General features: G+C 31.2%; 19 protein-coding genes and 1 tRNA gene. 10 read left to right on the forward strand and 10 right to left on the reverse strand.

The features are described from left to right. Positions 1-520: adenine phosphoribosyltransferase (locus ACTT83_RS04110; protein WP_440918860.1), on the forward strand; the 520-nt coding region annotated here is incomplete at its 5' end. A 2-nt stretch (positions 521-522) separates the two neighbouring features. Next, on the forward strand, positions 523-1200 hold the full coding sequence (locus ACTT83_RS04115; protein WP_440918861.1) for a class I SAM-dependent methyltransferase: 678 nt from the start codon (positions 523-525) through the stop codon (positions 1198-1200). Here the strand turns inward: ACTT83_RS04115 and ACTT83_RS04120 are convergent. The 5 genes from ACTT83_RS04120 to ACTT83_RS04140 all read right to left on the reverse strand — a co-directional run bounded on the left by ACTT83_RS04120 (position 1197) and on the right by ACTT83_RS04140 (position 3727). After that, on the reverse strand, positions 1197-2210 hold the full coding sequence (locus tag ACTT83_RS04120) for an NAD-dependent epimerase/dehydratase family protein (protein ID WP_440918862.1): 1014 nt from the start codon (positions 2208-2210) through the stop codon (positions 1197-1199). The two genes, ACTT83_RS04115 and ACTT83_RS04120, sit on opposite strands and share 4 nt — an antisense overlap. Before the next feature lie 23 nt (positions 2211-2233). Next, positions 2234-3076, reverse strand: coding sequence for a glycosyltransferase family 2 protein (locus tag ACTT83_RS04125; RefSeq protein WP_440918863.1), 843 nt, complete (start codon positions 3074-3076; stop codon positions 2234-2236). A gap of 12 nt (positions 3077-3088) precedes the next feature. Further along, positions 3089-3165, reverse strand: a tRNA-Met gene (locus tag ACTT83_RS04130). A 93-nt stretch (positions 3166-3258) separates the two neighbouring features. Beyond that, complete coding sequence (locus tag ACTT83_RS04135) at positions 3259-3465, reverse strand: hypothetical protein (RefSeq protein ID WP_440918864.1); 207 nt, start codon at positions 3463-3465, stop codon at positions 3259-3261. Between the two features lie 40 nt (positions 3466-3505). Beyond that, positions 3506-3727, reverse strand: a complete 222-nt coding sequence (locus ACTT83_RS04140; protein ID WP_440918865.1) for a hypothetical protein — start codon at positions 3725-3727, stop codon at positions 3506-3508. Positions 3728-3839: 112 nt separating this feature from the next. On the opposite strand from ACTT83_RS04140, the gene ACTT83_RS04145 reads away from it, so the two are divergent. Then, a complete protein-coding gene (locus tag ACTT83_RS04145; RefSeq protein ID WP_440918866.1) occupies positions 3840-4820 on the forward strand; it encodes a DeoR family transcriptional regulator in 981 nt (326 codons plus the stop codon). Positions 4821-4864: 44 nt separating this feature from the next. Continuing rightward, positions 4865-5716 carry a bile acid:sodium symporter family protein gene (locus tag ACTT83_RS04150; RefSeq protein ID WP_440918867.1) on the forward strand — a complete coding sequence of 284 codons (852 nt, stop codon included), beginning with the start codon at positions 4865-4867 and terminating at the stop codon, positions 5714-5716. Here ACTT83_RS04150 and ACTT83_RS04155 read toward each other — a convergent pair. The 3 genes from ACTT83_RS04155 to ACTT83_RS04165 are packed head-to-tail and all read right to left on the reverse strand — an operon-like array spanning position 5713 to position 10636. After that, the gene (locus ACTT83_RS04155) at positions 5713-8157 is read right to left on the reverse strand and encodes a GcvT family protein (protein ID WP_440918868.1); all 2445 of its coding nucleotides are present in this window, start codon (positions 8155-8157) and stop codon (positions 5713-5715) included. The two genes, ACTT83_RS04150 and ACTT83_RS04155, sit on opposite strands and share 4 nt — an antisense overlap. A 4-nt stretch (positions 8158-8161) precedes the next feature. Beyond that, positions 8162-9280, reverse strand: a complete 1119-nt coding sequence (gene ald, locus ACTT83_RS04160; protein WP_440918869.1) for an alanine dehydrogenase — start codon at positions 9278-9280, stop codon at positions 8162-8164. 9 nt (positions 9281-9289) lie between these two features. Continuing rightward, a complete protein-coding gene (locus ACTT83_RS04165; protein ID WP_440916235.1) occupies positions 9290-10636 on the reverse strand; it encodes an aminotransferase class III-fold pyridoxal phosphate-dependent enzyme in 1347 nt (448 codons plus the stop codon). A gap of 175 nt (positions 10637-10811) precedes the next feature. On the opposite strand from ACTT83_RS04165, the gene ACTT83_RS04170 reads away from it, so the two are divergent. From ACTT83_RS04170 to hisD, 6 genes are all read left to right on the forward strand, one after another. Further along, the gene (locus ACTT83_RS04170; RefSeq protein ID WP_440918870.1) at positions 10812-11753 is read left to right on the forward strand and encodes an ABC transporter substrate-binding protein; all 942 of its coding nucleotides are present in this window, start codon (positions 10812-10814) and stop codon (positions 11751-11753) included. A gap of 90 nt (positions 11754-11843) precedes the next feature. After that, positions 11844-12641 (forward strand): taurine ABC transporter ATP-binding protein, encoded by a 798-nt coding sequence (locus ACTT83_RS04175; RefSeq protein ID WP_440916233.1) that lies wholly within the window; start codon positions 11844-11846, stop codon positions 12639-12641. Then, positions 12642-14567 carry an ABC transporter permease subunit gene (locus tag ACTT83_RS04180; protein ID WP_440918871.1) on the forward strand — a complete coding sequence of 642 codons (1926 nt, stop codon included), beginning with the start codon at positions 12642-12644 and terminating at the stop codon, positions 14565-14567. A gap of 1 nt (position 14568) precedes the next feature. Continuing rightward, entirely contained in the window at positions 14569-15573 is a 1005-nt protein-coding gene (locus tag ACTT83_RS04185; RefSeq protein ID WP_440918872.1) for an Ldh family oxidoreductase, read from the forward strand. Between the two features lies 1 nt (position 15574). Further along, entirely contained in the window at positions 15575-16486 is a 912-nt protein-coding gene (locus tag ACTT83_RS04190; RefSeq protein WP_440918873.1) for a bifunctional enoyl-CoA hydratase/phosphate acetyltransferase, read from the forward strand. Between the two features lie 53 nt (positions 16487-16539). Next, positions 16540-17826 carry a histidinol dehydrogenase gene (hisD, locus tag ACTT83_RS04195; RefSeq protein WP_440918874.1) on the forward strand — a complete coding sequence of 429 codons (1287 nt, stop codon included), beginning with the start codon at positions 16540-16542 and terminating at the stop codon, positions 17824-17826. Positions 17827-17829: 3 nt separating this feature from the next. Here the strand turns inward: hisD and ACTT83_RS04200 are convergent, their stop codons facing one another. Both ACTT83_RS04200 and ACTT83_RS04205 read right to left on the reverse strand, forming a co-directional pair. Then, the gene (locus ACTT83_RS04200; protein WP_440918875.1) at positions 17830-18507 is read right to left on the reverse strand and encodes an alternative oxidase; all 678 of its coding nucleotides are present in this window, start codon (positions 18505-18507) and stop codon (positions 17830-17832) included. Positions 18508-18597: 90 nt separating this feature from the next. Next, positions 18598-19187: outer membrane protein (locus tag ACTT83_RS04205; protein ID WP_440918876.1), on the reverse strand; the 590-nt coding region annotated here is incomplete at its 5' end.

Genomic DNA, 19187 nt, shown 5'->3' on the forward strand with positions numbered 1-19187 from the left:
AAAAGATTTTATTAGATCAATTCCAGATTATCCAAAAAAAGGGATATTATTTCGAGATATAACAACATTAATTAAAAATGAAAAAGCATTTTCTGAAACAATTAATCAGATAGTTGAGAGAAGTAAAAAAGTAAAATTTGATAAAATTGCAGCTATTGAATCAAGAGGCTTTGTGTTTGCATCTGCTGTCTCATACATTTTAAAAAAACCTTTTGTAATGCTTAGAAAAAAAAATAAATTACCAGCTGATGTTCACTCAATAGATTTTGAACTCGAATATGGTACTGCAACAATAGAAGTGCATAAAGATTCTATTGACGAAAATGACGAGGTTTTAATTATTGATGATTTAATTGCAACTGGTGGTACTGCTGAGGCAGCAGCTAAATTAGTTGAAATTTCAAAAGGAAAAGTTGCTGCTTTTATTTTTGTTATTAATTTATTTGATCTTAGTGGTACGGACAAATTAGTAAAAAAAGGTTATAAAGTTGAAAACTTAATTGATTTTCCAGGTCATTAAAAATGGAAAGATTAAATAAAATTTCTAAAATATTTAACAAAATCTATTACAACCTTTTCGTCGAACATTTTAAAGGTAAACTTCATTACAATTTTCCACAAAATTATTTTCGTTGGGATCTTATAGAATATTTGATTAATAAATATGGATATTCTGATTACTTGGAAATAGGCTGTGATCAAAATCAATTGTTTTCAAAAATTAAGATACAAAATAAAGTTGGTGTAGACCCAAGTAGTGGTGGGAATGTGAGAAAAACAAGTGATGAATTTTTTAGGGAAAATAACAATAAATTTGACATTGTTTTCATTGATGGCCTTCATACTTATGATCAAGTAAAAAAAGATATTTTAAATTCAGTAAATTGTTTAAAAGAAAATGGTATTGTCTTAGTTCATGATTGCATGCCTGATAGTCTAAGTAAACAAGCTGTTCCGAGATACAGGATGATGTGGAATGGGGATGTTTGGAAAGCAATAGTTGACTTGAGACAAAGAAAAGATTTAGAAATTTTTACATGTGAAATGGATCAGGGTATAGGAATAATAAAAAAAGAGAAAAATACTTCCATCTTGGAAATTAAAAAACCTGTAAGAAATCTAAAGTTTAAAGATTACTATGCAAATTACAAAAAATTTCTAAGAGTAATAAGTGTAGAAGAATTAAAAGAGAAATATTAAATTTCTTTATTTTTCCACGTATCTGGAGTTAAATCATTATCAATCTCAATAGTTAAACGATAATTGAAATCTTTGGGTCCCCTTTTTTTTATATAATCGTAAGTTTTTTTAACACCATCACTCAAACTCACTTTTGTCTCATAATTTAATAATTTTCTTGCTTTATCTGCAGAACAAGTAGCATGCTTTACCTCTCTTGGCCTATCCTCTTTGTAAACCGACTCTAAGTTTGAACCAGTTATGTTAGAACAAATTTCAACCACTTTATTAACAGTCACAAATTCTTCATCGGGTCCTATGTTAATTACTTGTTTGTTTAAATTTTTTTGATCTAACATAGGAATTAAGCAACTTAAACAATCATCAATATATGAAAAGCATCGTTTTTGCTCACCATCACCATAAACTATTGGGGGTTTTCCTTGTAGCATTCTATTTAAAAATATGGAGACCACATTTCTATATGGATCAGTATAAATTTGTTTTGGCCCTATGATATTATGGGGAACAGCAATTACCCATTCTATATTGTTTAAATCACAAAGATTCTTTAGTACATCCTCAGCTGCAACTTTAGAAATACCATAGGGATCAACTGGTTTGGGTATCATATCTTCTGTAAAGGGTGTCTGTTGTTCTCCATATCTTGCCATGGAAGAACAAAAAATTATTCTTTTTACTTTTTCATTAACTGCTGCAGAAAAAATAGAAACTGAAGCAAGGTAATTATTTTTTGTGATTTCATAAGGTGAAAATACTGACAAACCCTCATGAGCTGTTGCTGCACAATGATAAACAACGTCAATATTTTTCATTATTTTTTTTACTTTCGAAAAGTCGCTGCAATCCAAATTATGGAATTCAATATCTTTATGTATATTATCTTCATATCCGCCAATCATATTATCAACACCAATAACTTTATGTCCAAGATCTAATAATTTTTCTGACAAATGTGAACCTAAAAAACCTGCTACACCAGTAATAAGAATATTGTATTTAGTCGTCATTAAAAATTTAAATTATTATACATTTAAAGCTTAGGTCTATACCATGATTTTTTCAATAAAACAGAATTAATAATACCTGATAATCTGTGTCTATAAATTTCACTTTTATACTTTTGAAATGTTATCAAAAAAATTATGAATTTTATCAAAGATGAAGATAATTTTGGTAGAATTTTTATCATTGCATTTAAGTATCCGTAATGTTTTTTATGAAAATAAAATGTTGACCACATCCAGTGCCAATTTCGAGAAAGCTCCATGGGTTTCTCAATTTCCGAATTATGTGATGTGCCGCCTAAATGGCTTACTTTGATTGTGGGATCTATAAATATTTTTGAATTATTTTTTTTTAATCTTCTACACAAATCTATTTCTTCAAAATAAAGGAAAAAATTATCATCAAAAAAATTAATTTGCTTAAGATTTTTCATATTCAAAAACATTGCAAAACCTTTTACATTATCTACCTCTTTAATTTCTTTATCCTCATTAATATTAAAATTTTTGTATTTTTCATTTTGAGATATAGGGGCAATAATTCCAAAATCCCCTAAATTATTGATTCTTAAAAAAAATTTATTTATTGCGTCATTATCTAAAGTCACATCAGGGTTTACTATTAAAGCATAACTAGTTTCAACCTTTGATAGACCTAGATTATTTCCTGCTCCATACCCTAAATTTTCTTTTGACAAAATACATTCCACATTTTCATATTTAAAATGAATTTCTTTTTTTAATTTTTCGTCATTTGAATTTTCAATAACAATGATTTTAATATTTTTTTCAATTGACTCTATACAACTAAAAATTTTATCCCTGCTATGAAATGAAGTGATTATGACAGTTAAATCGAAAGCTTTCATATAAAATTAATATGGTAGCGGGAAGTGGGATCGAACCACTGACCTCGGGCTTATGAGTCCCGCGCTCTAACCAACTGAGCTACCCCGCCTTTTGATGAGATTTATAATAGTTTAATAATTTGATTCAATATTTATTAATTAAGCAAAAGTTATAAATTTAGAGAAAATTAACTAATATTTTCTTAGAAAATGATTAGACCAAATAAAATCAACCCTGTTGAAGCAGCTGCTGAGAAATATAATTTTTTTCTATTTTCATTTTTTTTATTAATTGCAATTCTATTAAGAAGAACGTTTATATTGCTACTTTTTGATTGAGTTGATGGTGGATCTTTTTCTAGGTATCTAGCTATAAGCTTTTCTTTAACATTAATACCTGAATTTTTCATACCATTATTTAATCACGTATAATTGATTTTTGCAAATTTGTTAGAAAGAAAGATAAATTCCAAAGGCTCCCACGCAAATTATCAGCAACGATAAAATGAAAATATTTTTTTTGAGTTCCTTTGCTTCTGTTTCCTCTAGTTTTGACTTTAGAATATTTATGTCAACTCTCTTCTTTAATGTTTTTAAAGGCTTTTCAGCAACATCAACATCATTTGGGGTCTCGATGCTAGTATGTGTCTCTGCAAAGCCTTTATTATTCATGAGAGGATTAGTACATTAAAATATCTGTCGAACAATTTTCCAGAAGTTCAATTTGGGTCACTATTAGATTGACATGTGTTCAATTTGGGTCAATATTCTCGAATTCAAATTTATGAGTTTAGAACAAATCGATTTCAGTAAAACCTTAACCGACGATCAGGTTTATGAAAGTATAATGAATAACTACTCTGACTTAGCTAATGAGTGGATATCACATCAGTGGAATTGGATGAACAATGTCTACTGGGCGTTTAATGATCATTACAAATATATGATTGTAATTTCACTAATAGAAAAAACACTCCAATTTTATGATCAAATGAATATTCAACAATCGTATGAAGAATATTATTCTAAATCATATGTTCAAATAGAAAAATTTAGTATTACCGAATTATGTGAGAAATTAGATCTACCAAAAGAAACAATAAGAAGAAAAGTTTTAGAACTTGAAAAAGAAGGTGTTATTAAAAGAAATAAAAAAAAGATTATTATTGATGGTAAAGCATTTACTTTTGTTAAACCTCAAAACCAAATTAAACTTTCATCAAAATATATCTATTTAGTGGCTGAAGCTTTAAATAGAGAAAAGCTTTTTTCAAAAAGAATTGATGTGAAGACAATAGAAAATTTAATCAAAAAAAAATTTACATTATGTTGGCGATGGTTTTATCGTATGCAAATACCATTAGTAATTGGGTATCAAAAATTCATGCAAGATCTGAGTACCTTTCATGTTTGGGGAACTATTTGTATGAACCAATCATTAAATGTCACAAAAAATTTAAAAAATTCAGAGACAAAAAAGTTACCATTAGATCATGGTGCTGCGAGTAAAATACTGATTGATAATGTTGGCTCAGCTTCAGGTATAAGCGCAATGTCCATTTCAGATATGACATTAATACCAAGAGCAACAGTAATAAGAAAATGCAAATATTTGATAAAAAATGATTTGATAAAACTTAATGAGAAAAAACAATACGTTTTATCTTCATTTAATTTTAAAAAAATTTTACCTTACCAAACTGAAGCTTTTAAGTTTAAAGCTAAATTTATACGTAAAGTTCTAAATCTTCTTGTAATTTCATAAATCTTAAATAAATTACACACGTTATACTATTATACAGAGGGGTCATGGAGATAGTAACAAAAATAGCACCTATCATACTCGCATTAATAATGTTGGGTTTAGGTTTGGGATTAAAGATTGACGATTTTACGAGAATATTAAAAACTCCAAAGGATTTTTTTGTAGGTTTTTTTTCTCAATTAATTATTCTTCCATTAGTTGCTTACTTATTAATTATTATTTTAAAAGCACCACCTGAAATAGCAATTGGAGTTATGATTATCGCTGCTGCACCAGGTGGAGTTACATCTAATATATTAACAAAATTTGCTAATGGAGATGTTGCTTTATCTATTTCTTTAACAGCTGTAATCAGTTTAATTTCTATTATTACGGTTCCTCTTATAATTTTTACATCTGCTGATTTATTTGGAATTACTGATTTTTCTCAAAATATTTCAATGACTGGCATAGCGCTAAAAATGTTTTTGGTTGTAACTGTTCCGGTAATCTTAGGGATGATTATAAGAAAATTTGCTGAAAATTTTGTAAATTCGAAAATTCAAATATTTGAAAAACTTAACATAATATTATTTGTTATTTTTTTTATAGCTGCATTTTATGAAGAAAGAGAAAGTTTTATAGATTTTCTAATGCAAGCAGGTCTCATTACTTTCATTCTAAATATAACAATGATGATTGTGGCTTATTATCTTGGTAAAACTTTTGCCTCAGGAATAAAACAACAAAAATGTATTGCTTTAGAATGTGGATTACAAAATGGTACTTTAGCAATATTTGTTTCTACACAAATATTCGGTACAGATATAATCTACATAACTCCAACAGCCGCATATGCTTTGATTATGTACATCACTGGTTTTATATTTGTTTTTCTTTTAAAAAATAAAGTTTAATTTGTCTTAAAATTGGTTTGTTTTATTGGTTTATCAATCAATTCAATTTCGTATTTCCTTTTCTCAACCTCGATAAATAATTTACTATCTCTCAATTTTTCATTGAAAAAATCGTTTTTGATGTAACCAAAAGTCAGATTTTTCTTAAAGTTAAAAGAGTAATTTCCTGAAGTTGATCTACCTATTATCTTATCTTCTAAATAAATAGGCTCATCATGAAGTAATAGTGGTTCTCCAGGTTTACTATCTTTTAATGTAAACATAGCAAATCTAGTTTTAATCTTTTCTTTATCAATCTTTTCAAGAGCTGACTTACCGATAAAGTCTACATTTTTTTTATTACTGATTGTAAACGATAAACCCGCCTGATATTGATTTTCCTCAGGGGAAATGTCGTGACCCCAATGAAGAAAGCCACTTTCCATTCGCATAATATCCATTGCGTGCATACCACAATTTGAAAGATTAAAATTTTTACCTTTTTCTATAATTAATTCATAAATTTTTTTCGCATCATTAGCTTCAACGTAAAGTTCATATCCTAACTCCCCAACATAAGACAATCTTTGAACCCAAATCTTAGTATCTTGAATTAAAATAAATTTTGCTGTTCCAAATTTGAAATTTTCATTATCAAAATTATCTTTACTTAATGAACTTAAAAGATTTCTACTTTTGGGTCCAAATAAACCAAAAACACAATAATCATCAGTTACATCTTCCAATTCAATATCTTTATTTAAATGTTTTTTGATGTGGTGCTTGTCTCTTTCTCTTGTTGCGGCAGAACTAATTATTCTAAAATGGTTTTCATCTATCGCCACTATAGTTAAATCAGTCTCAATGCCTCCATCTGAATTTAACATATGAGTGTAGGTACATTTACCAACATCTTTCTTAATATTCGCAGTACAAATTCTTTGTAATTCTTGATGGGCTTTATCAGATTTAATTTCAAACTTTGAAAAAGGAGTTAGATCAAATAAGCCAACATTTTTTAAAGTATTATTTGTTTCATACTCAGCTGAGGGATACCAACTTTGATAGTTATAGCTATATTCATACTCTGCCTTTTCACCATCTAGTGCAAACCACATGGGTCTTTCATAGCCACCGGAGACACCAAAGCATGCTCCAAAACTTTTCAAGTTATCATGATGTGGAAGTTTTTTTATATCTCGAGAAGTTTTGTGCTGTTTAAAGGGCCAATGCATTCCATACAAATCTCCTAATGACTCTGTAATCCTTCTTTTGATAAAACCTAATTCTGAATGAAACTTTTGAAATCTTTTTATATCATAACTAAAAATATCTTCATTAATATGACCAGTCATCAACCACTCCGCTGTAACTTTACCAACACCACCGCCACTACCAATTCCAATACTATTTAACCCACAACATACAAAAAAATTCTTAACCTCAGGCACTTCTCCTAATAAAGTGTTGGTATCAGGGGTAAAAGATTCTGGCCCTGAAAAAAATTTTCTTATTCCAGCATTTTCTAAAATCGGAAATCTTTTAATTGCTGAAGCTAAATAAGGTTCAAAATGATCAAAATTTTCTTGAAACTCACCAAAAGAAAAATCTTCTGGAACTTTATTAGTATTATTCCAAGCAGGAATTGAATTTCGTTCAAAAATTCCAACGAGTATTTTTCCTGCATCTTCTTTTATATAAGTTCGATTATCAAAATCTCTTACCACTGGTAAGGTTTTAGATAAATTTTCAATCGGTTCAGTAATAATATAAAAATGTTCTGCGGGGTATAATGGAATACTGACACCAGCTTTTTCTCCTATTTGCCTCGACCACATACCTGAAGCTAAAACAATATATTCACACTCAATTTTTTGACCTTTGACTTTAACTCCAGAAATTTTTCCATCTTTTTTTAAAATTTCCTCTACAGGTGATTTTTCAAAAATTTGTGCACCTTCCATTCTTGCTGCTTTAGCCAACATATGTGTAACACCTGAGGGATCAGCGGCACCATCGCCTGGCATTAAAATTCCTCCTATGACTTCATCTGTATTGATTATGGGGTAGTCTTTTTTTATCTGATCTTTATTTAAAATTCTTACATCAACATCATAAAGTTGTGCAGTCGTTGCTTGTCTTTGAAGTTCTTGCCATCTTCCTTTATGTTGAGCGATTGAAAGGGCTCCGTTTAATCTTAACCCTGCAGAATGATCAACCTTTTTTTCAAGCTCTTTATATAAATCTAAAGTATATTTTCTAATTTTTGTAACTGCTGCAGTTGGACCTAATTGACTTACTAAGCCTGCCGCATGCCAAGTTGTTCCTGATGTTAATTGATCTCTTTCTAAAAGAATTGTATCTTTCCAACCAAATTTAGCTAAATGATAAGCAACAGAGCAACCTACTACCCCACCTCCTATCACAACAACTTTTGTGCTTCTTGGAAGTTTTTTTTCCATCTAATTAGTTATTGATTGCATCTCCCGGGTTAACATATTCATGTCCAAAAACATCTGCAACCGCTTTATAAGTCACATGACCTTTGTGAACGTTTAGTCCCGCTAGAAAGTTTTTATCTTCTCCAAGAGCTTTTTGATAACCTTTGTTAGCTAATTTTACCAAATATGGAAGTGTTGCTTTATTTAATGCGATAGTAGATGTTCTTGGAACTCCACCTGGCATGTTCGCTACACAATAATGAACGACATTATCCACTATAAATGTTGGGTCATTAAAAGTTGTTGGTTTACTTGTTTCAACACACCCACCTTGATCGATTGCAACATCAACAATTACAGAGCCTCTTTTCATTAATTTAAGCATATCTTTAGTAACTAATTTTGGTGCCTCTGCTCCAGGGATTAAAACTCCTCCCACTATTAAGTCCGCCTCAGCTACTAACTTTTTTAAATCTATTTTGTCACTTTGTTCTGGAATAATTTTATCTCCAAAAATTGAAACTAATTGTTTTAATCTTGCCTCTGATTTATCAACAACATGAACTTTTGCTTTCATACCAGTTGCTATTGTTGCAGCATTTTCACCTACAACCCCTCCACCTAAAATTAAAACATTAGCGGGCTCACCGCCTGGAGCTCCTCCTAATAAAACTCCTCTGCCTTTTTGATTTTTTTCTAAACAATGTGCTCCTGCTTGGACTGACATACGTCCAGCTACAGCACTCATAGGTGCTAATAAAGGAAGTCGTCCATTATCATCAGTGATAGTTTCGTAAGCAATATTAATACTTTTTGATTTTACCAAACCCTCAGTTAATTCTTTTGCAGCAGCCAAATGTAAATAGGTATAAACAATTTGATTTTCCCTAATCATTTCAACCTCTACTTTTTGAGGCTCTTTAACTTTAACAATTATCTCAGCGTCATTAAAAATATCAGTAGCTTTTTCTATAATTTTGGCCCCGGCATTTTTGTACTGATCATTATCGAAACCTGCTTCAAAACCTCCATTATTTTCAACTAAAACTTCATGACCCTCTGAAACGAGAGTTTTTACACTATCCGGTGTCAGGCCAATTCTATTTTCTTGAGGTTTTATTTCTTTAGGTACGCCAATTCTCATTAACGAAATTTAATTCTTTTTACTCTTTGCGTAATTAGTAATTCCAGTTCTTAGTTTTTCTATAATTTCATCAATGTGTTTTTTTTCACAAATAAACATTGGTGCTATAATCAAGCAATCACCAGTAGCTTTGAAATTAACTCCTGCATCGTAACAATGTTTGAAAGTAGCTAAACCTGCTTTACCAGGTCTACCATCAGTTTTAATATCTATACCACCCATCATCCCATAACCTCTTATGTTATCTACAACATCAATATCTTTAAGAGAAAATAGACCTTCTTGGAAATAAGGAGCAAGTTCTTTTGCTCTATTAAAAATATCCTCTTTTTCGAAAATGTCTTGAACGGCTAATGCTGCAGCTACTGATACAGGAATTCCTGAGTATGTATAACCATGAAATAATTCTATTGCACCTTTTGGAGAATTATCCATCACTGCATCATAAATTTCTTCTTTACATGCAACTACACCAAAAGGAACTATTCCATTGGTTGTTGCTTTTGCCATTGTCATTATATCAGGTGTTACACCAAATTCTTGAGCTCCAAAAGCTGAACCAGTTCTTCCCCAACCCGTAATAACTTCATCAAAAATTAAAAGTATTTTATGTTTGTCACAAAGTTCCCTTAGTCTTTGTAAATATCCAACTGGTGGCACTAAAGTTCCTGTTGAACCAGCAATAGGTTCGACAATACAAGCTGCAATATTTTCAGAACCAAAATTAGTACAAATTCTCTCTAAATCATTTGCAATCTCAGCTCCTGTTTCAGGTTGTCCTGAAATAAATTTATGTTCATCTAAATGTGTATGTCTCATATGAACGACACCTGGCATCAATACACTTGCATACGCTTTAACGTTATTGATCATGCCGCCTACTGATGTGGCTCCAATATTCATTCCATGATAAGCACGCTCTCTTCCAACAAATCTAAATCTTTGTCCTTCACCTCTTGCTTTGTGGTAAGCTATACTAATCTTAATTGCAGTTTCTACTGCAGTCGATCCACATATCGTATAAAAAATTTTGTTTAAATTTCCTGGTGTATGTTTTGAAATTCTTGTTGCCAATTCAAATGAACCACCAAAACCTTGCTGAAAAGGCTGACAATAATCAAGAGTATTTAGTTGATTAGTTATTGCTTCAATGATTTCTTTTCTCCCATGTCCTAAAGGGTTACAAAATAATCCAGAGCTTGCATCAATTTGTGTTTTGCCATGATGATTTTTTAAATAAACACCTTTTGCCTCAACAATTAATTTTGGATTTTCTTTAAAATCCTTATTAGATGTAAATGGCATCCAATGTTCATTTAGTGAATTAGGTACTGATGTTCTTTTTTCTGAGCTCATAATTAAATTTTAAAATACTTAATAAATGAATCCTTAGACTAATTAACTTAAATTAACCACCAAAATAATGTCACAACTTAAAGTTGTGTAACTATAATGATCATTTTTTTGTTTTACATATAGGTAAAATTAATCTTAAAATTGAAACATATAAATAAACAAGGAAGAGGCATAAATGAAAAAAATAATAAGTTTTATTCTTGGATGTTTTGTAGCTCTTAATCTTTCAATATCTGTTGCTAATTCAGCAGCAAATGAAGTTAGAGTTGCTTACTTCTTAGAGTGGCCAAGTCCAAATCTAGAGGACATGATGAAGAAAAACTTCGCAAAAGCTCTAGGGGTTCCAGTAAAGTGGACTAACTTTACTAATGGTGGTGCTATGACTGATGCGATGTTAGCAGGAGATATTGATATTTCTTATTCTCAAGGTTTAGTTCCATTCATTAACGCTGTAAAATCTAAAGCACCTATCAAATTAGTTGATATTGCTATGGAATACGGAATGGGAGGAACAACTTGTGTTACATCTAATGCATCTGGAATTACAAAAGCTAATGCAACTGAATTAGAAGGTAAAAAGGTTGCTGTTCCACTTGGAACAATGGCGGAATATGTTTTTGATGAGAGTATGAAAGTTGTTGGAGCAGATAGAAAAAAAATGGATATCATTCAAATGGACCCTGAAGAAGGTGCTGCTGCTTTAGTAAGCGGTGATGTTGTAATGGCATGTTTATTTGGTGGTAATTCTATTAAAGCTGCTGTTGCAGTTGGATCTAGATTACTAACAGTTCAAGAAGCTAGAGATGCAGGTATCCTAGGGATTGATATTACTTCTGTAACTACGAAGTTTATGAAAGAAAACCCAGGTATGTTAAGAACTTTTATCGAGGTAACTCATGAAGCTAATGCAAGATATAGAGCTGGAAAAAGCGATATGAATGCAATGTCAAAAGCATCAGAAATGAAAATTCCTGACATGAAAGAGACTTTAAGTGGTTTCAAATTTCTAACTCCAGAGGAAACAAAAAGTTCTATGGAAAGTGGAAATCTTGATGCATTCCTAAAAGGAATGGGAACACCAAGAGGAAACGTAGATACAAGTTTCTTACCTTTATAATCTAAAGGTAATTAAAATTTAAATAGGCGCCAATTTTTAATTAAATTGGTGCCTATTTTTTTACTATAAATTCTAATATAAAGTGGACAAATGAGTGATCTAGTTTCTCAAAATCTTAATATGATTTTTAAAACTCCAAAAGGAGAAACTGTGCACGCTTTAAAAGATTTAAATTTTACTCTTAAAAAAGGAGAATTGTTAACTGTCCTTGGACCATCAGGTTGTGGAAAAACAACTTTATTGAATATTACAGCAGGATTTATTCGACCAACTTCCGGAAGTATTACTTTGAATAGTAAAGAGATTGATGGACCCGGTGTAGAAAGAGGTATGGTTTTCCAGCAAGGTGCTTTGTTTGAATGGTTAACAGTTGCTGAAAATGTCAACTTTGGATTAAGAATGAAAAAAAAAGATCCAATTGAAACTCAAAAAAAAGTTGATGAATGGTTAGAAATAGTTGGCTTAAAAGGTTTTGGTAATACCCCAACCTATCAACTTTCTGGTGGAATGCAGCAAAGAGTTGCTCTTGCAAGATGTTTGATCAATGATCCCGATCTAATCTTAATGGATGAACCATTAGGGGCTCTTGATGCATTAACAAGAGAGAAAATGCAGTCTCTAGTTTTGAAAATTTGGAAAGAGACTGGAAAAACAATAATTTTAATTACCCACTCAGTTGAAGAAGCTCTTTTACTTGGTGAAAGATTATATGTTATGGCTCCTCGACCTGGACGAATTCATAAAGAATACAATCTTCCATTTGCTTCAATGGGACTGAAAGAAGATCTAAGGGAAATCAAAAAGAACAAAGATTTTTCTGCGAAACGTGAGGAAATATTAGAGATGATTTGGAATATGGAAGAAGAAATTATGGGGAAAGATAATTAAATGTTAACTCAAATAGTCACCTTTTTAATTTTTTTTGCAGTTATTGGCTGTATTCTTTATGGAAGAAGATTAATCAAAACTGAAAAGGTTGATGCCGTATTCGGAAATCCTGAAAGAGCAAGAGGTGGTACTCATTGGATTATAGTTGGAAGTAGTTTTTTATTATTGGTATGGCTTTATTATTCTTGGGATATTGCGAAAGGTTTTTACCCAAAATCGGCTAATGAACTTTGCCAAGTTGCAAAAGTTAACGACTCATTATTAGGTTTAAAATATCAATTTCCAATAGAGGAACGAGAATTCAAAAGTACTGCTCAAATTAAGAAAGAAAATAAAAATCTTAAAGCAACTTTAAATGAAATCAAATTTTCTGAAGATCTAAATTTGCAACAAAAAACAGATCTTACAGAGTTTATCAACAAAACTATTCAACTAATTCCTTTATTAACCAATGAGGATTTAATTGAAAATGAGACGAAGTTTAAAATAGATGACATTACTGGTAAAATTAACTTATTAACTGAAAATTTTAGAAAACCTGAATATCCTTTTGAGACAGAACAAGAAGCCAATGAAAGACTTAAAGCAGTAAGTGAGCAAGGAGATTGGGGAATTATAAAAGTTCAATCTGGAACAGGATCCATAGAAAATACTATCGAGGTTCCTTTAGTTCCAGAGACTAAAAGAGGTTTAAAATTTGATGCTGCCGCAAAAGAATTACAAATTATTAGTGATGAATTCTTTAAGTTAAGAAATCATAATCCACAATTTAAAGATAAAATAAAAGAGCTCAAAGATGAAATAAAAGCTTATCGAAAAAATTTAGATGATACTCAAGAAGTAGCTTCAACTTATGCCAAAGACATTGTTAAAATTGCACGACGAATAGAATTTGCAAGTATATATCCACCCAATGCATTAAATGAAATGCAAAATGCAATCATCAATTTTGATGTTGCCCAAAAAGAAGCTCAAGGGGGATTGAGATTTATAGATATATTTTTATTCCCAGCAGGAACCATTGTTGCAAGTGGGCCAAGCTGTTCGGAACAAGGATCTGGTAGATGGCTACCTAAGCCGTCAGATACATTTGATAAGTTCATGCTTATGCTTAAACCGAGTGTAGGTTACAAAGAAATTCCTCTCCTATGGATAGAACTGGTTGATGTTAGTAAAATGATTGGTTTTATTTTACCAGATTGGATTGCTGACATTTTACCTGGTGAATACCCAGTTCACACTCAAGATGGAATTGTTAAACAAAATTTTAAAGGCCAAGTTTTAAAATTAGTTACAGGAGACTTTAAGTTATTTAAAGTACCAGTGCCTTATGGTCATATTTGGGATTCTTTTTTAAGGGTATTTTTAGGATTAGTGTTTGGAATATTGATTGGTGTGCCGCTTGGATTATTTATGGGACTAAATAGATTTGCCAAAGGTTTCTTTGATCCGTTAATTGAGCTTTATAGACCTGTTCCCCCTCTGGCTTGGGCTCCTTTAATCATTTCAGTTTTAGGAATTGATAATACTGGAAAAGTTTTCTTGTTATTTATGGTCTCATTATCAATCATGATTATTTCTGCAAGAGCTGGTGCCTCTGGTACTCAGTTATCAAAAATTCATGCAGCTCACTCACTTGGCGCATCCAAAAAACAAATATTGAGATACGTAATTTTTCCAAATTCTTTACCAGAGATACTTACAGGTATTAGAGTTGCAGTAGGAATGTGTTGGGGAACTTTAGTTGCAGCTGAGTTTTTAGCCGGGACAACTGGTATAGGATTTGTTGAAAACGTTGCTAAAAAATATTTTCAATACGAAGTTATTTGGATCACTATATTTATCATGGGAATGTTGGGTTTATTATTTGATGTCACTTTAAGAAAAATAATAGACAAAACAATTCCATGGCGTGGAAAAGGCTAATTTGAAAACAGAAAATCTAAAAAAAGAAGTCATTAAAATTTTTGAAAATCACGGATTAAGTAATGCTCATGCTATTATTTCAGCTAATGCTTTAATTAATGCCGAGTTAGTTGGTGCTTATGGTCATGGTCTTTCTAGGTTAAGAATGTATTGTGAAAGAATATCTAAAAAAGTTATCAATCCAAAACCTAAAATAAAAGTTAAAAAGATATCTCAATCGATTGCTCATATTGATGCTGATAATAGTATTGGCTTCGTTGCAGCAGATCTCGCGATTAGAAAAGCAATCGAATGTGCGAAAAAAACAGGTATCGGTTTAGTGGGTGTTAAAAATAGTGGTCACTATGGATTATCTGGTTACTACGCTGAACAAGCAGTCAAAAAAAATTTAATCACTATGATTTATACTAATGCTCCGCCTGCAATCGCTCCCTATGGTGCTAAAAAAAGTTTGTTTGGAACAAATCCTATATGTTTTGGTTCTCCAACTGGAGGAAAGGTACCCTTTATATTGGATACAGCTATTGCAAAAATTAATAGAGGAAAAATTAGATTTGCAGCTAGAAATAATCGAAAAATACCAAAAGGTGTTGCATTAGATAAATTTGGTAAACCAACGACAGATGCAAAAAAAGCACTTTATGGAGTTCAGTTACCTATTGCAGGTTTTAGAGGTTCAGGTTTAGCATGGATGGTTGATATTCTAAGTGGTGTTTTAACTGGTGGAAATCATGCAGGCAAAGTTAAGGATCCTTTTGATGATTTTTCAGGTCCACAAAATATTGGACATTTATTTATCACATTTAAAACAAACTTATTTGTCAGAAATTATACTTCAAGAATTAAGAATAATATTAAAATAATTAAAAGATTGCCTAAGATAAAAGGAGTAAAAGAAATAATGTATCCTGGTCAAAATAAAGATAAAAGGTTTAGAATGAACTTAAAAAAAGAAATTAAATTGTCAAAAATTATTCAAAAAGATTTATTAGATTTAAAAAACTGACATGCTTTCCAATAAAGAAATTATTTGTCCTGATAACTTACTAAATGTTGCTCATAAAAAGAAAGGTATTAAAGCAGGGATTGTTAATGCAGGAAAACCTTTACCTATGCAATCAGTACAAGACGCTGTTAGAGAAAATCTAATTGAGCCAATTTTTATTGGTGATGAAAAAGAAATAAATAAATGCGCCCAGGATCTGAAATGGGATATCTCAAATTATGAGATAATCCATGAGCCTGTTGAAAATAACACAGCAACTATTGCTGCAAAACTGGCAAGTGAACAAAAGATCAAAATTATTGTTAAAGGCCATATTCATACTGACGTTTTGATGAAAGAAGTTTTAAAAAGAGAGTACAATTTACTTGGAAAAACGAGATTAAGCCATATTTGGCATATGACTTTAGGAAAAGAAGATAAACCTTTAATAATTACTGATGGAGCATTGAATGTTTTACCTAATGTAAAAACAAAATTTCATATTCTAAAAAATGTTATAAATTTTTCTAATAGAATTGGTATTGAAAGACCTAAGGTAGCAATCTTGTCTGCTACAGAGGAAGTTTTAGATAGTGTGCCAAGTTCTAAGGAAGCTGAAGAATTAACTAACTTAGCTAAAAAAGAAAATTTAAATGCTGATGTTTTTGGTCCATTGGCATTTGATAATAGTATCTCAAAAAAATCTGCGGCTATCAAAGGAATAGAAAATAGTGTAGCTGGTATGGCGGATGTATTGCTGGTCCCAAGTGTTGAAACAGGAAATGGTTTAGTAAAAATGCTTATATATTTTTGTGGAGCATGTGCAGCAGGTGTAGTTGTTGGAGGTAAAGTTCCAGTAGTAATAACCAGTCGTTCGGATGAAGCATCCGCGAGATTAGCCTCCATTGCTGCAGCCGTTGTTGCTTTAGATTAATTGTTTCGTTGAAAAAAAATCTATAATGCTTTAAACGTACTATCTAAAATATTATGGCTATTAAATACCTAAAAAAATCATCAAAAACTCCCTCCACTGATGATAGTAAGACAAACGAAATTGTTAAAGGGTTGTTAAAAGAAATAGAAATTTCAAAAGAGGAAGCTTGCATTAATCTTACAAAAAAATTTGATAAGTATGATGGTGAAATAGTTGTTTCAAAAGAAAGAATTGAGCAGATAAATAAAGAATTAGATCAAAAAACGAAGGATGATATTCAATTTTCTCATGAAAGAGTAAAAAAATTTGCTGAAGCACAATTAAAAAATTATGGCCAAGATTTTGAGGTTGAACTATCGCCAGGTCTTTATGCAGGTCAAAAATTAATTCCTGTAAATACAGCTGGTTGTTATATACCAGGTGGAAGATATGCCCACATAGCCTCAGCTGTGATGAGTGTTACAACTGCAAAAGTTGCAGGAGTAAAAAATATAATTGCTTGCAGTCCACCCAAGGAAGGTGTGGGTGCACATCCAGCAATTATTTATACAGCTAATTTGTGTGGTGCAGATGTAATTTTAAATTTAGGGGGTGTTCCAGGAATTGCTGCAATGACAAATGGTTTATTTAAAAATCCGCCAGCAGATATTTTAGTAGGTCCAGGAAATCAGTTTGTAGCAGAAGCTAAAAGAATTTTATTTGGTAAAGTTGGTATTGATTTATTCGCGGGACCAACTGAAATTGCTGTGATAGCTGATGACGAAGCTGATGCAGAGATGGTTGCAGTAGATTTGGTAGGACAAGCAGAACATGGATATAATTCTCCTGCTTGGTTATACACGACGAGTCAAAGAGTTGCTGATGAAGTCATGAAAAGAGTTCCAGAATTAATTGCTGAATTACCAGAGTTACCTAGAAAAAGCGCTGAAGCTGCTTGGAGAGATTATGGTGAAGTAATATTATGTGACACTGACGAGGAGATGGCAACCATTAGTGATGAATACGCTCCTGAACATTTAGAAGTTCAAACAAAAAATCTTGATTGGTTCCATAAAAGACTAAAAAATTATGGATCATTATTTATTGGTGAAGAAACTACTGTTGCCTATGGAGACAAATGTTCTGGAACAAACCATATTTTACCAACAAAAGGGGCTGGACGTTACACTGGTGGATTATTTGTTGGTAAATTTATTAAGACTTTAAGTTTTCAAAGAATGACTAAAGAGTCTACAAAATCTGTTGGTGCTGCATGCGCTAGGATATCAAGATACGAAGGTATGGAGGCTCATGCTAGGACTGGTGATGTAAGACTTAGAAAATATGGTTTTTCGAATTAATATTTAATCTAGAATCTCTTCGCCACTTTCTTTTTTTTCTTTATTACATTTATTGATAGTCTCTTTATTTTTCTTAATGTTTATTAAATCAGCAAAAGTATGGTTAACATCTCTATGGCCAGCTTCATCATCTCTGATAACTCTTACTACATCTTTTAAAGTAGCATGTAGTGGTAAATTCCAATAATTGATTGCAATTTCTGGAGCTGGTTGATCTGGAATGGTTCCAGCTTCAAGCTCATTTAAATATTCTGTATAACTTATCACTGCCTCTTCCTCAAAATAACCCACAATCCTATGCGCAGTTCTTTGAGAAACAATATAAATTATTGCATATGTGATTATAAATATAAACTGAGCAATCATAATAATGAATCTTTCTATTGCAGTTGGTTTAGCAATATGAACAAAAGTCATTAAATGCATTCTTTCATTCTCAGCTTCCTCTAAAAGAGTTTTGATCCACCCTTTATCATCTTCAATTTTTCTTAATGACTTTAAATGAATAAGCATACCAGCAACCATCCCTGGCACAGCAGCAACAGTTTCAAGAACAACCGCTCTATGGCCATATCTTTTTTTAAAGAAAGTATCAGCCAAAAATCTCAAAAACTTTGTAAATGACAAAGCAACTTTGTCACTGAAGTTTTTAGGTTCGAAATGTTTATTTAAGTCACTCATTTATAATACATTTAAACACTGCAAAATAAATTAACATGTGCCAAATTCGTCCTGAAAAATACTAACTTTCCTTAAAAAAAGTCGTTTGAATTAAAATAAATAACCAAATCTTAATCTAAGAGATCTTTTATGAACTTCCTCAAGATAACGAGACTCTGTGTAAAATATATCAAAAGTAGTTTCGTCAAAATTTAAGCCTAAGAAGAAATTATCAGTCATTTTATAGTCTAATCCTATACCTCTGGTATAGTAGTTGTTAATTTTACTTGGATCACTATGGTAAGCAGTCCATGTGGTATCAATATCACCACCGCCTAAATAGATAAAAAAATCAAAATAATCATAATTGTATCCTATCTTTAATTTTGCTTCCTTCATTTTCTCATAAGTTACACTTCCATTTAATCCTGCAATAGATTGATCTTTACCAATATTTTCCTGAAAATTTGTTTCTGCACCAATAAAAAAGTTATTAAGATAAAAGTTATAACCTAAAAAATAACCAAGATTCTTTTTTTCCGAATCAGTTTCTGTATGATAAATTAAAGCATAATCAGGTGATGAAGCTATTGCACTAAATTTATCAAAAGATTTATAAATACCTAAATAAAACTTTGTATCTATTCGAGGTAATTCTTTTGTATGTGCTTGAAAAGAAAAAAAAAGAAAAATTAACAATA

The organism is Candidatus Pelagibacter sp. (assembly GCF_052049775.1).
In the GTDB taxonomy this organism is placed as follows: Bacteria; Pseudomonadota; Alphaproteobacteria; order Pelagibacterales; family Pelagibacteraceae; genus Pelagibacter.

Coding starts and splice junctions, on each gene's coding strand:
- ACTT83_RS04150 (WP_440918867.1), top strand. CDS start 4,865: ATGGAGATAGTAACAAAAATAGCACCTATCATACTCGCATTAATAATG.
- ACTT83_RS04115 (WP_440918861.1), top strand. CDS start 523: ATGGAAAGATTAAATAAAATTTCTAAAATATTTAACAAAATCTATTAC.
- ACTT83_RS04175 (WP_440916233.1), top strand. CDS start 11,844: ATGAGTGATCTAGTTTCTCAAAATCTTAATATGATTTTTAAAACTCCA.
- ACTT83_RS04140 (WP_440918865.1), bottom strand. CDS start 3,727: ATGAATAATAAAGGCTTTGCAGAGACACATACTAGCATCGAGACCCCA.
- ACTT83_RS04145 (WP_440918866.1), top strand. CDS start 3,840: ATGAGTTTAGAACAAATCGATTTCAGTAAAACCTTAACCGACGATCAG.
- ald (WP_440918869.1), bottom strand. CDS start 9,280: ATGAGAATTGGCGTACCTAAAGAAATAAAACCTCAAGAAAATAGAATT.
- ACTT83_RS04125 (WP_440918863.1), bottom strand. CDS start 3,076: ATGAAAGCTTTCGATTTAACTGTCATAATCACTTCATTTCATAGCAGG.
- ACTT83_RS04170 (WP_440918870.1), top strand. CDS start 10,812: ATGAAAAAAATAATAAGTTTTATTCTTGGATGTTTTGTAGCTCTTAAT.
- ACTT83_RS04165 (WP_440916235.1), bottom strand. CDS start 10,636: ATGAGCTCAGAAAAAAGAACATCAGTACCTAATTCACTAAATGAACAT.
- ACTT83_RS04120 (WP_440918862.1), bottom strand. CDS start 2,210: ATGACGACTAAATACAATATTCTTATTACTGGTGTAGCAGGTTTTTTA.
- ACTT83_RS04155 (WP_440918868.1), bottom strand. CDS start 8,157: ATGGAAAAAAAACTTCCAAGAAGCACAAAAGTTGTTGTGATAGGAGGT.
- ACTT83_RS04200 (WP_440918875.1), bottom strand. CDS start 18,507: ATGAGTGACTTAAATAAACATTTCGAACCTAAAAACTTCAGTGACAAA.
- ACTT83_RS04180 (WP_440918871.1), top strand. CDS start 12,642: ATGTTAACTCAAATAGTCACCTTTTTAATTTTTTTTGCAGTTATTGGC.
- ACTT83_RS04190 (WP_440918873.1), top strand. CDS start 15,575: ATGCTTTCCAATAAAGAAATTATTTGTCCTGATAACTTACTAAATGTT.
- hisD (WP_440918874.1), top strand. CDS start 16,540: ATGGCTATTAAATACCTAAAAAAATCATCAAAAACTCCCTCCACTGAT.
- ACTT83_RS04135 (WP_440918864.1), bottom strand. CDS start 3,465: ATGAAAAATTCAGGTATTAATGTTAAAGAAAAGCTTATAGCTAGATAC.